20 protein-coding genes and 1 riboswitch are annotated in these 20,412 nt (G+C 68.7%); of the genes, 5 read left to right on the forward strand and 15 right to left on the reverse strand.

The features are described 5' to 3' along the window. Positions 1-3 precede the first annotated feature (3 nt). The 6 genes from AB0L53_RS02965 to AB0L53_RS02990 are packed head-to-tail and all read right to left on the reverse strand — an operon-like array spanning position 4 to position 4,471. Positions 4-696, reverse strand: a complete 693-nt coding sequence (locus AB0L53_RS02965) for an endonuclease/exonuclease/phosphatase family protein (RefSeq protein ID WP_363989385.1) — start codon at positions 694-696, stop codon at positions 4-6. 15 nt (positions 697-711) lie between these two features. Continuing rightward, positions 712-1,644 (reverse strand): ROK family glucokinase, encoded by a 933-nt coding sequence (locus AB0L53_RS02970; RefSeq protein WP_358538539.1) that lies wholly within the window; start codon positions 1,642-1,644, stop codon positions 712-714. Between the two features lie 47 nt (positions 1,645-1,691). Beyond that, the gene (locus AB0L53_RS02975) at positions 1,692-2,093 is read right to left on the reverse strand and encodes a hypothetical protein (protein WP_363989388.1); all 402 of its coding nucleotides are present in this window, start codon (positions 2,091-2,093) and stop codon (positions 1,692-1,694) included. Continuing rightward, a complete protein-coding gene (locus tag AB0L53_RS02980; protein WP_363989391.1) occupies positions 2,086-3,243 on the reverse strand; it encodes an ArsA family ATPase in 1,158 nt (385 codons plus the stop codon). Before AB0L53_RS02980 ends, AB0L53_RS02975 begins: the two co-directional genes overlap by 8 nt. A gap of 1 nt (position 3,244) precedes the next feature. Continuing rightward, a complete protein-coding gene (locus AB0L53_RS02985; protein ID WP_363989394.1) occupies positions 3,245-3,682 on the reverse strand; it encodes an SRPBCC family protein in 438 nt (145 codons plus the stop codon). A gap of 21 nt (positions 3,683-3,703) precedes the next feature. After that, the gene (locus AB0L53_RS02990; protein ID WP_357945035.1) at positions 3,704-4,471 is read right to left on the reverse strand and encodes a metallophosphoesterase; all 768 of its coding nucleotides are present in this window, start codon (positions 4,469-4,471) and stop codon (positions 3,704-3,706) included. 103 nt (positions 4,472-4,574) lie between these two features. On the opposite strand from AB0L53_RS02990, the gene AB0L53_RS02995 reads away from it, so the two are divergent. Further along, positions 4,575-6,341 carry an AMP-dependent synthetase/ligase gene (locus AB0L53_RS02995; protein WP_363989398.1) on the forward strand — a complete coding sequence of 589 codons (1,767 nt, stop codon included), beginning with the start codon at positions 4,575-4,577 and terminating at the stop codon, positions 6,339-6,341. Positions 6,342-6,483: 142 nt separating this feature from the next. Further along, a complete protein-coding gene (locus AB0L53_RS03000) occupies positions 6,484-6,813 on the forward strand; it encodes a hypothetical protein (protein WP_363989401.1) in 330 nt (109 codons plus the stop codon). Between the two features lie 51 nt (positions 6,814-6,864). Here AB0L53_RS03000 and AB0L53_RS03005 read toward each other — a convergent pair whose 3' ends face one another. From AB0L53_RS03005 to AB0L53_RS03020, 4 genes are all read right to left on the reverse strand, one after another. Next, positions 6,865-7,692 (reverse strand): carbohydrate ABC transporter permease, encoded by an 828-nt coding sequence (locus AB0L53_RS03005; protein WP_357945026.1) that lies wholly within the window; start codon positions 7,690-7,692, stop codon positions 6,865-6,867. Continuing rightward, a complete protein-coding gene (locus tag AB0L53_RS03010; protein WP_363989404.1) occupies positions 7,692-8,642 on the reverse strand; it encodes a sugar ABC transporter permease in 951 nt (316 codons plus the stop codon). Before AB0L53_RS03010 ends, AB0L53_RS03005 begins: the two co-directional genes overlap by 1 nt. A 77-nt stretch (positions 8,643-8,719) precedes the next feature. After that, positions 8,720-10,033, reverse strand: a complete 1,314-nt coding sequence (locus tag AB0L53_RS03015) for an extracellular solute-binding protein (RefSeq protein ID WP_363989407.1) — start codon at positions 10,031-10,033, stop codon at positions 8,720-8,722. A gap of 181 nt (positions 10,034-10,214) precedes the next feature. Then, positions 10,215-10,982, reverse strand: a complete 768-nt coding sequence (locus tag AB0L53_RS03020; protein WP_363989410.1) for a DeoR/GlpR family DNA-binding transcription regulator — start codon at positions 10,980-10,982, stop codon at positions 10,215-10,217. 234 nt (positions 10,983-11,216) lie between these two features. On the opposite strand from AB0L53_RS03020, the gene AB0L53_RS03025 reads away from it, so the two are divergent. From AB0L53_RS03025 to AB0L53_RS03035, 3 genes are read left to right on the forward strand one after another with little or no spacing between them, the layout of a single operon-like run. Then, positions 11,217-12,506 (forward strand): ABC transporter substrate-binding protein, encoded by a 1,290-nt coding sequence (locus tag AB0L53_RS03025; protein ID WP_363989413.1) that lies wholly within the window; start codon positions 11,217-11,219, stop codon positions 12,504-12,506. Beyond that, positions 12,506-13,378, forward strand: coding sequence for a sugar ABC transporter permease (locus AB0L53_RS03030; RefSeq protein WP_363989415.1), 873 nt, complete (start codon positions 12,506-12,508; stop codon positions 13,376-13,378). The genes AB0L53_RS03025 and AB0L53_RS03030 overlap by 1 nt, the downstream gene beginning before the upstream one ends. Continuing rightward, positions 13,375-14,292: a carbohydrate ABC transporter permease gene (locus tag AB0L53_RS03035; RefSeq protein WP_358443994.1), complete on the forward strand. Its 918-nt coding sequence runs from the start codon at positions 13,375-13,377 to the stop codon at positions 14,290-14,292. Before AB0L53_RS03030 ends, AB0L53_RS03035 begins: the two co-directional genes overlap by 4 nt. Here the strand turns inward: AB0L53_RS03035 and AB0L53_RS03040 are convergent. From AB0L53_RS03040 to AB0L53_RS03060, 5 genes are all read right to left on the reverse strand, one after another. Then, positions 14,289-15,374 (reverse strand): glycosyltransferase family 4 protein, encoded by a 1,086-nt coding sequence (locus AB0L53_RS03040; protein WP_363989419.1) that lies wholly within the window; start codon positions 15,372-15,374, stop codon positions 14,289-14,291. The genes AB0L53_RS03035 and AB0L53_RS03040 overlap by 4 nt on opposite strands. Next, positions 15,371-16,753: a M48 family metallopeptidase gene (locus AB0L53_RS03045; protein WP_363989422.1), complete on the reverse strand. Its 1,383-nt coding sequence runs from the start codon at positions 16,751-16,753 to the stop codon at positions 15,371-15,373. Before AB0L53_RS03045 ends, AB0L53_RS03040 begins: the two co-directional genes overlap by 4 nt. A gap of 11 nt (positions 16,754-16,764) precedes the next feature. After that, complete coding sequence (locus AB0L53_RS03050; RefSeq protein ID WP_363989425.1) at positions 16,765-17,436, reverse strand: hypothetical protein; 672 nt, start codon at positions 17,434-17,436, stop codon at positions 16,765-16,767. 499 nt (positions 17,437-17,935) lie between these two features. After that, a complete protein-coding gene (locus AB0L53_RS03055; RefSeq protein WP_363989428.1) occupies positions 17,936-18,451 on the reverse strand; it encodes a C40 family peptidase in 516 nt (171 codons plus the stop codon). A 73-nt stretch (positions 18,452-18,524) separates the two neighbouring features. Further along, positions 18,525-18,682: riboswitch (cyclic di-AMP (ydaO/yuaA leader) on the reverse strand. 750 nt (positions 18,683-19,432) lie between these two features. After that, entirely contained in the window at positions 19,433-20,407 is a 975-nt protein-coding gene (locus tag AB0L53_RS03060) for an NlpC/P60 family protein (RefSeq protein ID WP_363989431.1), read from the reverse strand. Positions 20,408-20,412 lie beyond the last annotated feature (5 nt).

A 20,412-nucleotide genomic window follows, 5' to 3' on the forward strand; every position in this document is an offset into this window, starting at 1 on the left:
CCGTTAGGGCCTGACTAGCAGTTCGGCGAGTACCGGCAGGTGGTCGGTCGCGGCCGCCAGATCGGTCGCGGCGGCGTCCGCGCCGCCGCAGGAGACGACCGTCAGCTCGGGCGCCGCGAACACCGCGTCGATGCGCTCGCGCGGTTGCCGGGCGGGGAAGGTCAGCCCATCGCCCCGGGGCGCGGCCGGCCGGCAGTCGGTGAGCCGCCCGGCCAGATAGCGCCAGGTGGGCTCGGTCTCCTGTTCGTTGAGGTCGCCGCCGAGCACAATGGCGGCGCCGTACGCGGCCGCCGTACGCTCCATCAGCGTCATGGCCTCGTACGCGTGCCGCAGCCTGGCCGCTCCGTGGAGATCGAGATGGATCGAGCCGACGGCCAGCGGCACCCCCTCGACGCGCAGGACCGCGACCGCCAGCCCGCGGATCTCCAGGCCGGCGAACACCTTCAGCCGGTGGTGCTCGGCCGCCAGCACCTCGATCCCGGGCCGGGCGAACACCGCAACGCCGCCGAGCCTGCCCCCGGCCACCACCCGCAGACCGCACGCCTCGGCCAGCTCACGCCGCCGGCCACGCCAGTTGAGGAAGCGCGGGACCTCCTGGAGGCACAGGATGTCGGCCCGCATCGACGCGATCACCCGGACCAGCGCGGGCACGCTGTCACGCAGCGCCCGGACGTTGTACGTGGCCACGCGCGCCATCGCGAGCGAACCCGGTCAGCGCATCCTGGCGAGGTCGGCCGCGCCGACGACCCCGGCGGCGGCGCCCAGCTCGGCCAGCCGGATCTCGGCCAGCGGCCGGTGCCCCTTACCGGTGAGCTGGCGGGCGAAGGTCTCGCGGGCCCGGTCGAGGAAGAGATCGGCCGCGCGGGAGACGCCGCCGCCCACGATGAAGCAGCCCGGGTCGAGGATCGCGGCCAGGTCGGCCATGCCCTGGCCGAGCCAGTCGGCGAGACTGGCGAAGGCGGCGAGTGAGGCCTCGTCGCCCAGCTTGGCCGCCTCGGTGACCTCCTCGCCCTCGATCTTGCCACCGGCCAGGCCGAGCAGGATCTGGGCCCGCTCCGGCTGGGCGGTGGAGATCTGCCTGGCCTCGATGACCAGGGCGTTGCCGCTGGCGTACTGCTCCCAGCAGCCGAGCTGGCCGCACCCGCACAGCCGGCCCTCGGGCACCACCTGCATGTGGCCGAGCTCGGCCCCCATGCCCCAGTGGCCCCTGAACAGCTTGCCGTCGAAGACCAGGCCGCCGCCGATGCCGGTGCCGACCGTGATGCAGACGACGTGGGACTGGCCGCGCCCCGCGCCGAACTTGGTCTCGCCCCAGGCCATGGCGTTGGCGTCGTTCTCGATGACGACCGGCAGCCCGATCAGCCCGCTGATCTTCTTCTGCAGGGGCTCCTCGCGCCAGGCCAGGTTGGGCGCGAACCGCACGACCGACCGGGTCTCGTCGACGAACCCGGCCGCGCCGACGCCGACGGCCTCGATCTCCCTGCCTTGGGCGAGCTCGCGCACGACCTCGGCCACCGTCGCGGCGACCTGCTCGGGCTGGTCGGCCGGGGTGGGCTTGAGCGTGTGGGCGATGATCTCGCCGTCGTCGTTGACCACGCCCGCGGCGACCTTGGTGCCGCCGATGTCCACACCGATCGTGAGCATGCCCCTGTGTCTCCTTTATTCCAAACCTGGACTATCCCAAATCAGGTCTAACCCAGATCAATATGTTCAACGTTGTCGCGACCGCGATCGCCACTCTGATCGTCGCGTGGCCTGCGAGGGGCCGGCCTGCTCAGCGCGTCGATCGTCTGGCGGAACGCGGCGAACAGCTCGCCGCCTGCCGCCACCAGGTGCCCGGCCACGTCGTTGCCGGACTCCCGCTGTGCCGCGATGGCCCGGCAGACCGGGCAGGCGCGGCAGATGTACTCGTCGTGGGGCTCGGACACCGCCTCGCTCCACACGTCCTTGTCCCTCTGCCCGCCGCCGCCCCCGGTGAACGAGTTGAGCACGGTCCTGCCGACCTGGCGGGTGGCCCGCCCCTGGATGGTGTCGAAGAGCTTGCGCGCCTCGTCCGTGACGGTGCCGATCGGGTCTCTGTTGCTCTCAGTCATCTGGCCCTCCTGCTGTGAACCGTACCCGGAGCAGGCCGTCGCGGAGCGCCGCGCCGCTGATCCGTCTGCGGGCCAGCGCCGCCGGCAGGGCCAGGATCCTCCGGTAGGGGCCGGCGGTGATGATCAGCTCGTCGCCCTTGCGGGCCAGGTCCACCTCGGCCCGGTCGGCGCCCGGCAGGGCAAGGGTCAACTCGTCGGCGGACAGCCGCAGCGGCGGCTGCACGTCAGGGGCGGCGAACGGGTCCACCTCGCCGTAGATCGCCCCGCCCACCTGGGCCAGCGCGTCCTTGCCGACCGGCTCGGCCGGAAGGTAGGGCACGACGTGGATGGGCAGCGGCGCGAACGACTCCTCGGCCTCGGCCAGGAGCTTGGACTGGGCCGCCACCCACTGGGCGCGCCACTCGTCGGCGCCCTCGGCGGGGAAGACCCGGTTGGCGATCACCGCGTCGACGCGGTAGCCGTACAGGTTGAGCGAGGTGAGGGTGCGCCTGGCCTCGGCGAGCACCACGGCCTCCGGCGTGAACACCAGGCGCACGGAGGCGTTGTCGCCGGTGAGGAGCTCGCGCACCTCCAGCAGGCCCCGGTGGAAGCGCTCCCCCGCGCTCATGACCTCCTCGCCGGGCGCGCTGACGCGGGCGACGCTGCGCACGAACGGCGAGACGATCTTCATGATCTTGCGGCCGACCGGCATCAGCCTGGTCATGTGCCAGTCGAGCGCCTCGGGCAGGGCCAGCAGGCGCAGGGTCTCGGCGGTGGGGGCGCAGTCGACGACGATGACGTCCCAGCGCCCTTCGCGGGCGTGCTCGCGCAGCTCCAGGAGGGCGATGATCTCCTCGGCGCCGGGCAGGATGGTGATCTCCTCGGAGGTGATCTCGTCCAGGCCCAGCTCGGTGAGCAGCCCTCTGGCGTAGTCCTGCAGCTCGCCCCAGTGGCGCTCCAGCGTCTTCTGGGTGTCGACCTGGTGCAGGTGCAGCCCCGGCGCGACCTCGCCCGGCTCGACGCCGAGCGCGTCGGCCAGCGAGTGGGCGGTGTCGGTGGAGACGATCAGCGTCTTCAGGCCGCGCTTGGCGGCGAGCGTGGCGGTCGCCGCGGCGGCGGTGGTCTTGCCCACACCGCCCTTGCCGGTGAAGAGCAGAACTCGCGGGCTCACCTCAGTGCCCTTCGACGCGCTTCTTGAGGCCCTTGAGCGCGGTGTCCACGATGACCTTCTCCGCCTTGCGCTTGATCATGCCGATCATGGGGACCTTGAGGTCGGCCGAGAGCTCGTACGTCACCTCGGTGCCGGTGCCCGTGTCGGCCAGCTGGTAACTCCCCGCGAGCTCGGCGAGCATCTTGCCCGGCTCGACGACCTGCCAGCGGACGCTCTCGTCGTCCTGCCAGGTGTAGCCGAGGGTGTAGGCGTCGCTGATCACTCCGGCGTCCAGGACGAAGCGCACCGTCTCCGGCCTGCCGTCGGCCCCGGTGCTGAGGACCTCCGCCTCCTTCACCTGACCCGCCCATTCGGGATAGGCCGCGAAGTCGGCGATGACGGCCATCACGCCGGCCCGGTCGGCGCCGACGGTGATGCTCGAAGTGGTGCGATCAGCCATGCGACCACCGTACCGGTCGGGTCACCATTCGAGGATGAACGGAACCCCCTTTCCCCGGAAATGACCCACGTTCACGCACTCGGTGCGCCCGATACGGGTGCGCCGGTGCAGTGGCTGGTGCACATGCCCGAACAGGGCGTAGCGCGGCTGCGTCCGCCTGATCGCCGCCAGCGTCGCCTCGCTGCCGCGCTCGAAGCGCCTGGCCACCACGTCGTACAGCAACTCGGGCACCGCGGGCGGGATGTGACAGCACAGCACGTCGACCTCGCCGACCGCCTCGACCTTGGCGGCGAACTCCTCGTCACTGATCTCGTACGGGGTGCGGTAGGTGGTCTTGAGCCCGCCGCCGACGAAGCCGAACCGCCAGCCGCCGATCTCCACGCTCTGGCCGTCGAGCACCTGGTGGCCGTCCTGGAGGTAGTCGGACCACAGGCGCGGGATGTCGACGTTGCCGTAGGTGAGGTAGGCCGGCGCGGGCATGGCCGCGAAAAGCTCTTTGTACTGGGCGCGCACGTTGCGCTCGATGTGCTCGCGCGGGTCGCCGTCGAGGGTGGACCACAGCCGCGCCGACATGGCTCTGGCCTCGTCGAAGCGCTTGGCCGTGCGCAGCGCGATGAACTCCGCGGCCCGCTCGGCGCCGAACAGGTCCGGGAAGATGCCCTGCGCGTGGTCGTCGTAGTCGATGAAGAGGATCAGGTCACCGAGGCAGATCAGCGCGTCGGCCCCCGCTCCCGCGCCGGCCAGCGCGTCCGCCCTGCCGTGTACGTCGCTGATGACATGGACCCTCATGCGGGAAATCCTATGAGAGCGGCTGCTAGCGTGAGAATGACCCCTACCCGTGGGTAATTCAACGCGATAGCGTCCAGGCGGTCCCCCGAACAGGAGTTGATTCGTGCGCGAGTACAGCGTCCCGGTGCTGGTCGACGTACCTGCCTCCGCGAGCCTGCCCGACACGGTCTTCAGGCGGGCCGAGCAGGAGCCCGGCGCGGTCGTCATGCGGCGCAAGCAAGACGGCGGCTGGCCCGCCGTCACCGCCTCCGAGTTCCGCGACCAGGTGGTCGAGCTGGCCAAGGCGCTGATCGCGGCGGGCATCGAGCACGGCGACCGGGTCGCGCTCATGTCGCGCACCCGCTACGAGTGGACGCTGATCGACTACGCGATCTGGTCGATCGGCGCGGTCACCGTGCCGATCTACGAGACGTCGGCGGTCGAGCAGGTCAAGTGGATCCTGTCCGACAGTGAGGCAAAGGCGGTGTTCGTCGAGCTCGACGGGCACGCAGAGACCGTGCGCGAGGCCGCGCCCGGCCTGAAGCCGATCTGGCGCGTCGACGAGACCCTCGACGGCTCCGAGGTGACCGACACCGCCTTCGAAGAGCGGCGCGCCGGGGTCGGCTCGGCCGACCTGGCCACGGTCGTCTACACCTCCGGCACCACCGGCCGCCCCAAGGGCTGCCGGATCACGCACGACAACCTGCTGTTCACCGCCCGCAACGTGGTGGCGGGCCCCCTGGAGGCGCTCTTCGTCGGCAAGTCGCCGGCGGCGCTGCTGTTCCTGCCGCTCGCGCACATCTTCGCCCGCATGATCCAGGTCGCCATCATCGAGGCGGGCGCGATCCTGGCCCACACCCCGAACATGAAGAACGTGGCCCCGGACCTGGCCGAGTTCCAGCCGACATTCCTGCTCGGCGTGCCTCGCGTGTTCGAGAAGGTCTACAACGGCGCCGAGCAGCGGGCCATCGCCGGCGGCAAGGGCGCGATCTTCGCCCGCGCCGCCGACACCGCCGTCGCGTGGAGCAAGGCCGAGAGCTCCGGCGGCGCGGGCCTGGGCCTGCGCCTGCGGCACGCCCTGTTCGACCGGCTGGTGTACGGCAAACTCCGCACGGCCACGGGCGGCCGGCTGACGGCGGCGGTGTGCGGCGGCTCGGCCCTCGGCGACCGGCTCGGCCACTTCTTCAGGGGCGTCGGCATCGAGGTGTTCGAGGGCTACGGCCTGACCGAGACCTCGGCGCCCTGCTCGGTCAACATGCCGGGCGCCAACAAGATCGGTACGGTCGGCAAGCCGCTGCCCGGCGTGTCGATCCGCATCGCCGACGACGGCGAGATCCTGGCCAAGGGCCGCCACGTCTTCCACGGCTACTGGCACAACGACCAGGCGACGGCCGAGGCGATCGACGCCGACGGCTGGTACCACACGGGCGACGTGGGCGAACTCGACGCCGACGGCTACCTGCGCATCACGGGACGCAAGAAGGAGATCCTGGTGACGGCGGCGGGCAAGAACGTCGCCCCCGGCCCGCTGGAGGACGCGCTCCGGGCGCACCCGCTGATCTCCCAGGCCATGATCGTCGGCGACGGTCGGCCCTTCGTGGCCACGCTGATCACTCTGGACCCGGAGGCACTGGACCACTGGAAGTCGGTCAACGGCCTGCCGACGGCTACGCTGAGTGAGCTTTGCGCGGATCCGCGGGTGCTGGCGGAGGTGCAGAAGGCCGTGGACACGGCCAATCTGACGGTGTCGAAGGCGGAGCAGATCAAGAAGTTCGCCATCCTGGACGTGGACATCACCGAGGACAGCGGGCACCTGACGCCGACCCTGAAGATCAAGCGCAACGTGGTGATGCGGGACTTCGCCAAGGATGTGGACGCGCTGTACAAATGACTACGCTGGGTATAGAAGTCACTACCCGTTGTCCCGGATTCGCTGGACGCTCTTGACGCCACCCCGCTAGCCTGAGACAGCAATCGGGACCGGAGATCTGATACATCCCCGGTCCCTACCTTCAAAGGTAGGGGAGATAACGGTGAGCATCAAGGAAGCGGGTATGCAGTTCATCGGCGGCATCGAGAACGAATTCGTCCGGATAGGGGCCGACCAGATGGAGATGGGTCAGCAGCTCACTGAGCGCATCAACGGCGTCGCGGACCGGGTCAAGACACTGGACGGCAAGGTCACCGTTCTGGACGCCAAGGTCACGTCCATGCAGGCGTCGATAGACGAGCTCCAGGCTCGACAGGCAACGATGCAGACGTCGATAGACGGGCTCCAGGCCGGACAGGCAACGATGCAGCAGACTCAGACGGAGATGATGCACATCCTCGTCGCCATTCAGCGCAAGCTCGACCTCAACTAAGCAGCCACGCGAACGGCCCCCGACACGACCATGCCGGGGGCCGTTCGCGTGTCAGCCCTTCGTAGCGCCCCCCGTGAGGCCCTTGACGAACTGCTTCTGTAGCAGCAGGTAGAACACCAGGATCGGCAGCGTGGCCAGGAACATGAGCGCGAACATCCCGCCGAAGTCCGCCGCGTACTGCCCGAGCGACTTGTAGATGCCGGTCATGATCGTCGTACCCTCGCGCGGCCCATAGATGATCAGCGGGTTGAGGAAGTCGTTCCAGATCCACACCCCGAGGAAGATCAGCACGCTGGCCGTCGCCGGGCGCAACAGCGGGAAGACGATCTTCCAGAACGTCTGCCACCGCGTGGCGCCGTCGATGGCCGCGGCCTCCTCCAGCTCCCGCGGCACGCCCTTCATGAAGCCGGAGAAGACGAAGACCCCGAACGGCACGTAGTAGCCGACGTTGAAGAGCACGAGGCCCTGCAGCGTCGACATCAGCCCGAGCGCCTTGAGCACCTGCGTGATCGGGATCAGGATCACCTGCGGCGGGATCATCAGCCCGCACAGCAACAGGACCATGATCACTCGGGACCACCAGGTGTTCTGCCTGGCCAGGTAGTGGCCGAGCATGGCCGACAGCACCGTCAGGATGATGATCGACAGTGAGGTGACCAGGACGCTGGTCCGCAGCGACGACCAGAACAGGCTGTCCGGGCTGGTCAGCACCCGGATCAGGTTGTCGAAGGTGGGCGGGATCGGCAGTGACATGGCGCCGCTGGCGACCTGCCGGCTCTCCTTGAAGACGTTGATCAGCGCGATGTACAACGGGATGAAGAACACCCCGCCGACGACCAGCGCGACCAGCGGGCGCAGCCAGGGCACGGTGGATCGCATCAGAGCTGCACCTCCCTGCGCCCCAGCACGCGTAGCGTGATCACCGACAGCAGCGCGATGACGATCAGCATGACGACGGCCTCCGCCGAGGCGTAGCCGGTGCGGTTCTCCACGAACCCCTCCTGCAGGATGACGAGCGCCACGCTCGCGGTCGTCCCCGTACCGGGACCGCCGTTGGTGATCACCTTCACGTGGTCGAAGATCTTGAACGCGGAGATCAGCAGGACGACCGTGTTGATGGTGAGCGCGGGCGCCAGCAGCGGCCAGGTGACGCTCCAGAACCTGCGCACCGGACCCGCGCCGTCGATCGCCGCCGCCTCGGCCAGCTCCTGGGGTACGCCCTGCAGCCCGGCGAGATAGACGACCACGCAGAATCCGAGCATCTGCCAGCAGACGATCGACGACAGCGAGTAGAGCGCGATGTCCGGATCGGACAGCCAGCCCGGCGGCTCACTGACGCCCAGCGCCCTGAGCGCCTGGTTGATCGGCCCGTCGTCGGCGAGGATGCGCGTCCAGATGACGCTGATGACCACGGAGCTGATCACCATCGGGGTGAAGAAGACGCTGCGCAGCGCGTTGTAGAGCCAGCCGCGGCGGTCCAGGAGCACCGCGATGGCGACGCCCAGGACGTTCGGCACGATGACGACGATCAGCGTGAGGATCGTGGTCACCCGCAGCGACTGCAGGAACGTCTCGTCCTGCAGGAGCAACTGGTAGTTGCGCAGCCCGACGAAGTGCGTCTTGGGCCGCAGCAATGCCTGGTCGGTCAGGCTGTAGCCGAAACTGAGCGTGATCGGCAGCACGACGAGGCAGAAGTAGATGAGCGTGCCGGGCGCGGCGAACGACAGGAAATGCCACAGCCCGGCCCCTTTGCCGCCCGGCCGTCGCCGGCGTACTCGGGCCTGCGCGTGGCCGGGCTTGTGATGGTGGATGGTGGTGCCAGCGGCCATCAGGCCAGACCCCTCCTGGTCGGAATCGGATCCCGGTCAGATCGAGGGGCGGGCGCTCGGCGGCCCGCCCCGCCGGATCAGCCGGATTTCTCCCACTCGGTGTCGAGGAAGGCCAGTGCCTGGTCGACCGTCTTCTTGCCGCTGACCAGGTCCTGCGCCGAGGACCAGAACTTGCCCTGCATGCCCGGCAGCATCGCCGTGTCTCCGGCCTCCCAGCTGAACGCGGGGACGGTCGCCTTCTCGTTCAGCGCCTTCTGCCACAGGTCGTAGACGGCCTTGAACACCGGGCCCGTGTCCGACGGCGGCGTGTAGCCCTTGATCGCCGGGAAGAGCGCGTCGGCCTTGACCGAGGCGTCCAGGTTCTCCTTGGTGAGCTGGAAGGCCAGCGCGAACTTCTTGGCCGCGGCCATGTTCTTGGCCGTCGCGCTGACGGACAGCCCGCCGCCGGTGAAGGTCGGCATGTGCAGGGCTCCGTCGTCGCCGGGCCAGGCGAAGACCCCGATGTCGTCCTTCATGGGCGAGGCGTCGGCCGCGGCGGCGAACCAGCTGCCCATCGGGTACATCGCGCCCTTGCCGCCGAGGAAGGCCTCCTGCGTCTTGGGGTAGTCCTGCCCGATCTGCCGCTTGTCGAGGTAGCCCTTGGCGGCCAGGTCGGTGAACTTCTGCGCGGCGGCCTTCATGGCCGGGTCGGTGGCGAACTTCACCTCGCCGTTGCGCCGCTTGGTCATCCAGTCGGGCGTCTTGGCGTACAGGTCCGTGGCCAGGATGGCGGTCCACGGCTGGGAGGTGACGAACACGCCGCCGGACACGAACGGGGTGATGCCCTTGGCCTTCAGCTTCTCGGCGTCGGCCAGCAGGTCGGCGTAGGTCTTCGGCGGCTCGGCGATGCCGGCCTTCTGGAACAGCTTCTTGCTGTAGTAGACGTTCGGGATCGTCTGCGTGTTGGTCGGCAACTGGAGGATCTTCCCGTTGACCGCGCCGCAGGTCGGACAGAGGAAGTCCTTGAGCTCCTCCGGCGTCCACGTGGCCAGGCTGGGCTCCAGGGCGATCAGGTCCTGCATGCCGATCTGTACGTCAGGCAGCTGCCCCGAAGCGGCCAGTTGCTTGGCGTAGTCGTTGCGCTCGGACTCCGAAGGCGCGGCGACCAGCTCGACCTCCAGATCGGGATTGGCCTTGGTCACCAGGTCGACCTGGGCCTTCCAGTACGACTCCGGCAGGTTCGGCGAGGGGAACACCAGGAAGGAGACCTTCTGTTTGCCCCCGGAGGCCGGCGCCGAGGACTGGCTTCCACTGGGCGAATTGCTTGAGCAGGCACTAAGCGCGAGCGCGACGGCGAGTGTCATCGCCCCAGCCGCGAACAGCTTGTTCACTGTGCCACCCTTCTCACTCATCCGATCATTCGGTGGGGGCGCGAAATGATGCGTGTGAATAGGTAGGACCACTACTAGGGGTAACAGCTAAGCACTGCCAACATAAGGGTTGATCCCGCAGAAAGGTAGGATCACTCCGGCTCAGCGCATGCCATGTGATCGGATTGGTATGCGGGGACCGCCAGTGCCCGGCCCGTCAAGATCAAACGATGACCAGCTCGCCCGCCTGCTCGGACAGCGCGGTCCTGGCCGTCTCGGGCAGTCCTCCGTCCGAGATCACCACGTCAGCCTCGCTGAGCCGGGCGATCGTGCTGATGCCCACGGTCCCCCACTTGGTGTGATCGGCCAGCACGACCAGGCTGCTCGCGGCCTCGACCAGGGCGCGGTCGGTCTCGGCCTCCATCATGTTCGGCGTGGTGAACCCGGCCCGCGTGGTCATCCCGTGCACGCCCAGGAACAGCACGTCCACGTTGAGCAGCCGGATCGCGGCGACCGCCACCGGACCGACGAGCGCGTCCGATGGGGTACGCACGCCGCCCGTCAGCACCACCGTCTGGTCCGGCCGCCCTCCGTGCTGGAAGACGTCGGCGATGCGCACCGAGTTGGTCACCACGGTCAGGCCGGGCGTGTTCACCAGCTGGTGGGCGAGCGTCCAGGTCGTGGTCCCGGCCGAGAGCGCCACGGCGGTGCCCGGAAACACCATCTCGGCGGCGCGGCGGGCGATGACCAGCTTCTCGTCCTCCTGCTGGACCGACTTGGCGGCGAAGCCGGGCTCGTCGGTCGAACCGGCGCCGATGACGGTCGCGCCGCCGTGCACCTTGGCCAGCAGTCCCCGCTCGGCCAGCAGCTCGAGGTCGCGGCGGATCGTGATGTCCGAGACGCCGAACTCGCGCACCAGGTCGACCACCTTGACGGCGCCGTTCAGCCGTACGAGCTCCAGAATCGTCTGCTGTCGCTGGACGGCGAGCATCGCATCACCCAGTTCCCAACAGTTTCCCGACATTTCCCGACATGCCATTCGGACGCATCATGACACGCCACCTGCGGATTTCAAGGCCCGTGCTCGGTTGTGATGGTTCTTGGCGGCGTTCGACGTTAGGAATGACATCAAATTGTGCGTTGACAGCTGGTTGAGTGTGCTCTTCTCTGAAGGAAATCGAGCGAATTCGGGGGAATGTGAGGGTCCTGGCAAGGAGGAACCACCATGGTCCAACGTCTGCCGATCTCCCGTCGCAACCTGCTGCTCGGCGCGGCCGCCACCTTCGGCGTCCCGGCCGTCCTGGCCGGCTGCGGCTCCAGCCAGTCCGCCGCGCCGCCGGGTGGTAAGTCGTCCGGAAACCTGGGCACGGTCACGTTCGGTTCCAACGCTTCGGACGAAATCCCCAAGAAGTCCCTCGAAACCGTGTTAAAGGGCTTCACCCAGGCCCAGGTGAAGATCAATACCGTGGACCACAACACGTTCCAGGAGAACATCAACCGCTACCTCAAAGGCACGCCGGACGATGTCTTCACCTGGTTCGCCGGATATCGCATGCAGTTCTTCGCCGAGCAGGAGCTCGCGACGGACATTTCGGACGTGTGGCGGGAGATCGGGAGCGACTACACACCCGCTTTCAAGGCCGCCTCGACGGGCACCGACGGTAAGCAGTACTTCGTGCCGTTCACGTACTATCCGTGGGCCGTCTTCTATCGCAAGAGCGTGTGGCAGGAGAAGGGCTACGAGCCGCCCAAGACGCTGGACGAGTTCACCGCGCTGGCCAAGAAGATGAAGGCCGACGGGCTGATCCCGATCGGGTTCGCCGACAAGGACGGCTGGCCCGCGATGGGCACGTTCGACATCATCAACATGCGGACTAACGGCTACGACTTCCACATCTCGCTCATGGGCGGCAAGGAGTCGTGGACCGACCCCAGGGTCAAGCAGGTCTTCGACACCTGGCGCGGGCTGATGGAGTATCACCAGCCCGCCGCGCTGGGCCGTACCTGGCAGGAGGCCGGGCAGGCGCTGCAGCAGAAGAAGACGGGCATGTATCTGCTCGGCATGTTCGTCGCCCAGCAGTTCCCGGAGAACGAGCGCGACGACATCGACTTCTTCACCTTCCCCGAGATCAATCCGACCTACGGCACCGACTCCATCGACGCACCGATCGACGGCTACATGATCTCGGGCAAGGCCAAGAACGTCGACGGGGCCAAGGCCGTGCTCAAGCACCTGGCCCAGGGCAGCTCGCAGAACATCGCCACCAAGCTGGACCCGGGCACGCTGGCCGCCAGCTCCAAGGCCGACACCAGCGGTTACAGCACGCTGCAGAAGCGCGGCGCCGAGCTGGTGTCCAAGGCGACGCATCTGGCCCAGTTCCTCGACCGTGACACCCGGCCCGACTTCGCCTCGACCGTGATGATCCCGTCGCTGCAGTCGTTCGTCGGCAAGCCGAACGAGATCGACTCCTTGCTGGCGAGCATCGAGAAGCAGAAGACCAACATCTTCCGCTGATGGCCGCCAAGACCCGTCGCTACTCCGCCCGCGACGTGACCATCCTGGTCATCGGGCTGGGGGTGGCCGTCATCGTCAACGTGGGCCTCATCTGGGGGCCCACGCTGGCCTCCATCGGGCTGTCGGGCACCGACTGGAACGGCATCAAGCCGATGGAGTGGGTGGGCGGCAGGAACTACACCGACCTGGTCAACGACTATCCGCCGTTCTGGTCGGCCATCCGCAACAACGTGCTCTGGCTGGGCTTCCTCGGCCTGGTCGCGACGCCGTTCGGGCTGTTCTGCGCGGTGCTGCTGGACCGGCGGCTGCGGCTGTCGCGCGTGTACCAGAGCGCGCTGTACACGCCGGTCGTGCTGTCGCTGGCCGTCGTGGGGTTCATCGCGCAGCTCGTCTACTCCTCCGACTACGGCGTGCTGAACGCGGTGACCGGGCTGACCGTGGACTGGCTGGGCGATCGGTCGATCAACATCTGGGTGGTCATGGTGGCGGCCGGCTGGCGGCACGTCGGGTACGTGATGATCATCTATCTGGCCGGGCTGAAGGCGGTCGATCCCGCGCTCAAGGAGGCCGCCGCGATCGACGGGGCCAACGAGGCGCAGGCGTTCTTCCGGGTGGTGTTCCCGACGCTGCGCCCGGTCAACGTGATCGTGCTGGTGATCACGGTCATCGAGGCGCTGCGCGCCTTCGACATCGTCTATGCCATCAACAAGGGCAGGAACGGGCTGGAGCTGCTGTCGGTGCTGGTCACCGAGAACATCGTGGGCGAGGCGAGCCGCATCGGGTTCGGCTCGGCCATCGCGGTGATCCTGCTGGTGATCACGCTCGGGTTCATCGTCACCTACCTGTCGCAGCTGTTCAGGGAGGAACGATGACGCTCACCGCGCCCATCACCACGCCCCCGGTCCAGGATCGCCGGGAGCCGGTGCGCCGCCGGGCGCGTCCGCTGCGGATCCTGCTGCACGTCTTCCTCGGCCTCGTGGCGCTGGGCTGGGTCCTGCCGCTCGCGCTGGCGCTCTACGCCTCGCTGCGCCCGTACGACGAGACCGCGCGGCTGGGGTACTTCTCGCTGCCCGAGCACCTGACGCTGGACTACTACGGGCAGGCGTGGAGCCAGGCCGACCTGCCCCGCTACTACCTCAACACGCTGATCATCGTGATCCCGGGCGTGCTGATCACGCTGTTCATGGCGTCGTTCACCGCGTTCGCGATCGCGCGGCTGCGCATTCCGGGGCGCAAGGCGCTGCTGATCACGTTCACGGCGGGCAACCTGCTGCCGCCGCAGGTGCTCATCACCCCGCTCTACACCCTCTACACGCTCGTGCCGCTGCCCTCGTGGCTGTCGGACTCGCAGTCGCTGTACGACTCCTACCTCGGGCTGATCCTCGTGCACGTGGCGTTCCAGTTCGGCTTCTGCGTGTTCGTCATGTCGAACTTCATGCGCACGATCCCGGAGGAGATCACCGAGGCGGCGCTGGTCGACGGGGCCAGCGTGTGGCGCCGCTACTGGCAGCTCACGCTGCCGCTGTGCCGCCCGGTGCTGGCGGCGCTGGCCACGCTGGAGTTCACCTTCATGTACAACGACTTCCTGTGGGCGCTGGTGCTGATGTCGTCGGGCGACAAACTGCCCGTCACCTCGGCCCTGAACAACCTGCGCGGTCAGTTCTTCACCGACTACAACCTGCTGGCGGCCGGCTCGATGCTGGTCGCGCTGCCGACGCTGATCGTCTTCCAGATGCTGCACAAGCAGTTCGTCGCCGGACTCACGCTGGGGGCCACCAAGGGCTAGAGGAGCGCGTGGAAGCGGGCGGCGACCAGGTCCCAGGTCCACTCGCCGGCGATCCAGTCGCGGCCCCGGGCGCCCATCTTCCGGGCCCGTTCGGGGTCGCCGAGCAGCTCGATCAGGGCCGCCGCGACCTCCGCCACGTCGGTGCCGTCGACGACGAGGCCGGTCTCGCCGTGCCGTACCGCGTCCGGGGCGCCGCCGGACGCGCCCGCGACGACCGGCAGGCCGGTCGCTGACGCCTCCAGGAACACGATCCCCAGCCCTTCGACGTCGACGCCGCCCAGCCGGGTACGGCACGGCATCGCGAACACGTCGGCGGCGGCGTAGTAGCCGGCCAGGCTCCCCGCCGGGACCGTCCCGGTGAAGCGGACGGACTCCTGCCCCCGCGCCAGCTTCTCCAGCCTCTTGCGGTACGGCCCGCCGCCCACGAACAGCAGCACCGACTCCGGCACCGCCCGCAGCACCCGGGGCCAGGCCCTGATGAGCTGGTCCTGGCCCTTGCGCGGCACCAGCCTCGACACGCAGATCACCACGGGCCGCCCGGCCAGACCGAGCTCGGCCTTGGCCGCGTCCGGGTGGAACTGGCCGGTGTCCACGCCCGGCGCCAGACGTACCAGCTTGGCCGGCGAGATCGCCGCGGCCAGCCGGGCGCGCGTGTACTCGCCGAGGTAGGTCACCACGTCGGCGTGCGCACCGATCCTGCGCAGCGCCCCGCGGAACAGCGGCGCGCTCGCCCACGACGCCTCGTGGCCGTGGGTGAGCATCACCACGCGCCGCGCGCCGGCCGCCCGTAACCCCGGCGCGAGCAGGCCCAGCGGGGCCGCCGAGCCGAACACCACGGTGTCCGCCCGCTGCTCGGCCAGCAGCCGGGCCGCCCGGCGGGCGACCGCCGGGGTCGGCAGCATGAGCGAGGTGGGGTGCCGGACGATCCGGTACGGCTGGCGGCGGTCGAACTCCGCGCACTCCTGCCAGGCCGGAGCGTAGACGGCCACACCGGGGGTGCGCAGGGCCAGCCCGTGCACGAACGACTGGATGCCGCCCGGCCGGGGCGGGAAGTCGTTCGTGACGATGAGCACGCCGGTCACGGCTGCTGCTGGCCGTTCAGCACGGCCCACTCTCGGGCCATGGCGATGCGTTGGGGGCCGGTGGGGTGTGATGCATAGAGGGCATATTCCATCGGATCCGGCGACAAGTCGGAAATATTGGTGATTGCCAGGCGTTTCTGCATGGAGATGAAGGTGGCCGGGTCCTTCGTGAGGTTCAGGGCGTGGAGGTCGGCGCGTGCCTCGATGTGGCGGCTGACCACGTTCTGGGCCGGTCCCGAGATGACCGTTGCCAGGCTCATCAAGCCCATGATCACTCCCACCGCCCGCGGATCGGCCGCCGAGGCGATGCCCGTGCGCCGCCGCAGCATGCCCAGGAGCAGGAACAGCAGGATCGCGCCGAACGCGGCGCCCAGCCCGCCCACCAGCGTGCCCACCAGCACGTCCCCGTACTTGGCGTGGCCCAGCTCGTGCGCCACGACCAGCTCGACCTCGGACTGCGGAGCCCTGAGCAGCGTGTCGTACACGACGATCCGGCGCGTGGCGCCGAAGCCCGAGACGTAGGCGTTGAGCGCGTTCGTCCGGCGGGAGGCGTCGGCGATGAGCACGTCCTCGACCGGGACATGGGCGCGCTCGGCCAGCATCATCAGGTTCGCCCTGAGCGCACCCCCCGGCATCGGGCGGAAGTCGTTGAACAGCGGCTCGAACACGACCGGATACACGAACGAGGCCACCAAGGTGAACGCGAACGCGCCCGCGGCGGCCGGGATCCACCAGCGCCGCAGCCACCTGGCCAGCGCCACCACGACCAGCACCATGATGGACTGCAGCACCACGTTCACGGCCAGGCTCTTGAGCCGGTCACCGGTCCAGCCGGCCCAGTCCTGCGTGGACAGGCCGTAGTCGCGCAGCTGCACCTCGTACCAGATGCCCAGGGGCCACCTGATCGCCTCGACGATCGCGGTCAGCACCACCACCCCGAGCACGACCCGCACCCACCACGGCCCGCGCAGCTTACCCAGAACCTTGGCACCGAACGGCGTGAGCACGAGCAGCCCCGCGAACAGCACGGTCAGCCCGAGGGAGAGGTAGCCGGGCAGGCTGGTGGCCGCGTCGAAGGCGGCGGCCCTGGCGATCTCGGCGGCACTGAAGTCGCGCGCCGGATCCGGCGTCACCGTGGGGGTGCCCGAGGGCATCACCCGCCAGGGCGTCGTGAACGCCACCACGGCCAGGATCACCACACCGAGCACGACCAGCGCCCAACCGGCACCGGACCGGCCGGACCCGGCGTTCCCGCCGTCCGCGACCCAGCCGCCGGACACGGCGCGGTCACTTGGCGCGGCACGGTCGTCTGGCGCGGCGGAGTCGCTTGATGCGTCGTCGTCAGGCGGCATGTCGTCGGTGCCCTGCAGATCGTCCATCCGCGTTCCCCTTACGCAAGCTGGTCCCGCACGTAGTCACGCCACCGTGCCGTCAGCGTCCCTGCCGAGAGCCCGAGCCTGGTGAGCCCCCGGTCGATGCCACCCGTCTGGGCATCACGGTAGAGCCTCACCAGAGTCCCCTCACCGAACCGCTCGGCGATGAAGCGACACGCCAGCCACGCCTCCTGGTAGGCCCGTGCCAGGCGTGCGGGCTCCCGGCTGGACGGAGCGAATGCCGCAGACCCCGGCAATTCGCCCGGCAAGTGCCCGGCCCGCACCTCGGCGGCCAACTCGGCGGCGGCCACCCGGACCGGCAACCCCGCGTCCCGGTAGCCCACGTAGTCGGCGAACCCCTCATAGAGCCACACCGGCAACCGCTTCGTCCCGGCCGCGACGTGGGTAAGCTCGTGGGTGAGCACGATGTCCCGCCCGGTGGGGGTCAGCCGGGCGAAGTTCTCGGGCACCACGACCACTCTCCCGCCATCGGCCACCGCCGCCAACCCGTCGACACTCCCCACCCCGGCCACCCGAGCAGCCTCGGCCGCCGAACCGGGCACGAGCACCACGGGTCGTACGGGGCGTCCGAGCACAGCGGAGACCCGCGACCCGGCGGCATCGGCCCGGCGCGCCAGATCACGAAGCGACTCGGGCGCCGCACGCTGGCTGACGACAACCGAACGCACACCTCGTACGACCTCGGAGCCGTCCCCCCAGAGTCCCCGCGCCTCCGCCGGAAGCTCACGATCACCGGCCGCAGGGTTGTGGCCGGTCGCGGACTGATCGGGGCTACCGGAGGGAAGATCGCGATCCGTCACAGACTGATGGGGGCCACCGGACGGCAGGCCGCGAACCGCTGCCGAGAGGCCGTCCGTCCCCGGAGACCGGTGCGGAGCGGCGCTGGCCGAGGCGAGGGCCAGGAGCAGCACCCCCACCCCCAAGACTCGGCGGCTCACCTGCACGGACACGTTCCCCGATCGTAGTCGCCCCGCGCCGCGAACCGACCGTCGCGGAGAGACCCGGCTCCTCGTCGCGCAAAGCGTTGGCTCGTCGTCGCGGAGAGACCCGGCACGTCGTCGCGGAAAGCGTCGGCACGTCGTCGCGGAAGGCCCGGAACACGCGAAGGTCCCGTCCCAGCTGGGACGGGACCTTCGTGACGGTCTTGCAGGCCAGATCAGGCCGGACTTACAGGCCGGGACGCACCGCGCCCACGAACGACGCCTTGCGCCATCCGTTGAGCTTCTCGACGCGCACCGTCGAACCCGTCCTCGGCGAATGGACCATCTTGCCGTTGCCGACATACATGCCCACATGGCCGAGCCCATGGAAGAACATCAGGTCACCTGGCTTCAGATTCTTCCAGGAGACCTTCTTCTTGATGCGGGCGAACTGGCTGTTCGTCACGCGCGGGATCTTGACGCCGGCCTTCTTCCAGGCGTACTGGACGAGACCGGAGCAGTCGAAGGAACCAGGTCCTGTGGCCCCGAAACTGTACGGGTCACCGATCTGGTCCTCGGCCACGGCGACGGCCGTACGGGCCTTCACCTTTTGCCGAGCGACCGCTGTCTGTTGCGCGACCTGCTTCACGGACCTGACGGCTTTCGCCGCTGTATTGGTCCCGGAAACTTCGGCCGCATCACGCGTTGTCGCCGCCTGCGCCGTCGGGGCAGGGAGGACCAAACCTCCGGCCGTCACGGTCATCGTGAGCGCTGCGCCACTCAGGGCAATGCGGGACAGACGGGGGTTACTGGGGGAGGTAGACAGGATTTCTCCTTGGAGCTTCCACGAACGCCTACCGGGTTAGCTGACGGATTCGGGCCTGGAAGTCGCCCTACGGCGCAATACGCGCCGATTCACCCCTGATCCCTGGGCGGGATCGCTGGGTCCCCGGCTCCGTGCCTCCTGGCTGCACGGACTCGGCAGGCCACCGCCACGTAATGACATGTGGAAAGGCGGTGACCTAACGGATTTCTTATCTGTCCACATCGGGGACCCGATGGAGAGTCGCGACGCCATGGCTTGTTCGCCGCGACGCCAGAAGCTACGCCCTTGAGTAACGAGCTGGCAAAGCCGTCATGGGGTTGTCAGGATCACTCAGAGGTGTCAGTAAAGTCCCCAACCGCAGCTGGAGCGCCGGGTTATGTTATTCAAATGTGACCCTTCTCACACTTGACGACACAGTGATCTGTCAGGTCCCATTTGTCACTCTTGTCACACTGGTCCCGCCAGCAACGCGCAAGGCAGTGAATGGTGCCGACTAATGCGCGGAAGTGGGCAACGCGAGGATCGCGGACGGGCCGAGATCAGTGATCGTCGTCACCCGCCGAAAGCGTTCGAGCAGCGTTCAGCCGACCCGGCGCCAGCGGCATCGGCCTGCGCGCCGAGGTCCGGTGACCAGCAAATCGGGGCCGGTTGACCACCCGGCCGGGGTCCGTTGGCCACCCGGGCGAGGTCCGTTGGCCGGCAAGCCGGTAAGCCCCACGTGGACCGCCAAGCGTCCATCGGCGGACCATCCGGTCCATGGCCGCCTGAAGCCACGGACCGGGTCAAGAGGACGCACGTCACGGCGCCCAGCGCGCCCCACCGGAGGAGCGTGTCCCTGGACAGAGCCCAGCCACGGACGGCGGGTGGGGCCCACCGTGCTTGCCGTACAGAAAATCAGTGCTTTTCCGCCAGAACAACCTACGGGCGGATAGCTCCCACCAGGGTGCCACCGTAGGAGGAGAGGGTGACCACCTTGACCACGTCGCCGGTCTGGGGAGCGTGCACGATCTGCCCGTTGCCCGCATAAATGCTGACATGCCCAAGACCCGAGCTGAAGATCAGGTCGCCCGGCTGCAGGTCCTTCAGATCCACCTTGCGGGCCGAGCCCCAGGCCCACTGCTGCCACGTGGTCCGGGGCAGCGACACGCCCCCAGCGCGCCACGACGCCTGCGTGAGGCCCGAGCAGTCCCACCCGCGCGGTCCCGTGCCGCCGAACACGTACGGCTTGCCCACCTGCGCGTAGGCGAACCTGAGCACCGCGGCCGCGTTGCCGGAGGCCGAGCCGGTGTACTTGATGCCGGTGCTGTTGGGGTCACCGGTCTTGTAGGCGCCGAGCTTCTCCAGCAGCTTCTTCTGCTTCGCGATCAGCTCGCGGACCTCCGAGCGCTCCTTCTCGACCCCGTCGCGCTCCTTGTCGGCCACCTGCAGCGCCGCCTCGGCCTTGTCGCGTTCGTCCTTGAGCCCGCGGTTCTCGCGATCGAAGGCCGCCAGCCGCGCCACCTTCTCCTCCGACAGCTGCCCCGCGAGCGCCATGCTGCCCAGCAGGCCCGTGGGATCCGGCTGGCCGATCATCGTGGGCCAGGAGGTGGAGTCGGGGCCGCGCGTGTAGGTGTCGACGGCCATGTCGATGACCTGGGCGCGCAGCGTGGCGACCGTCTCCAGCTTGCGCTTGTAGCTGGCGTTCAGCTTGCCGTACTCGCCTTGGGCCGCCTTGTACTTCTCGGTCGCCGTGTTGTAGCGGTCGACGACCTTGTCGGCCTGGTCGTTCAGCTTCTTGAGCTTGGCTTTCGCCTGTTTGATCGTGGGCTTCGGCGCGGCGAGTGCCTCGCTTGTGGGGAAAAGCAGCAGCCCGATCGCGAGTCCCGCGGCCAGTGGCGCCCGGCCAAACCTCACAGTGT

The organism is Nonomuraea sp. NPDC052129, from assembly GCF_040680095.1.
Taxonomy (GTDB): domain Bacteria; phylum Actinomycetota; class Actinomycetes; order Streptosporangiales; family Streptosporangiaceae; genus Nonomuraea.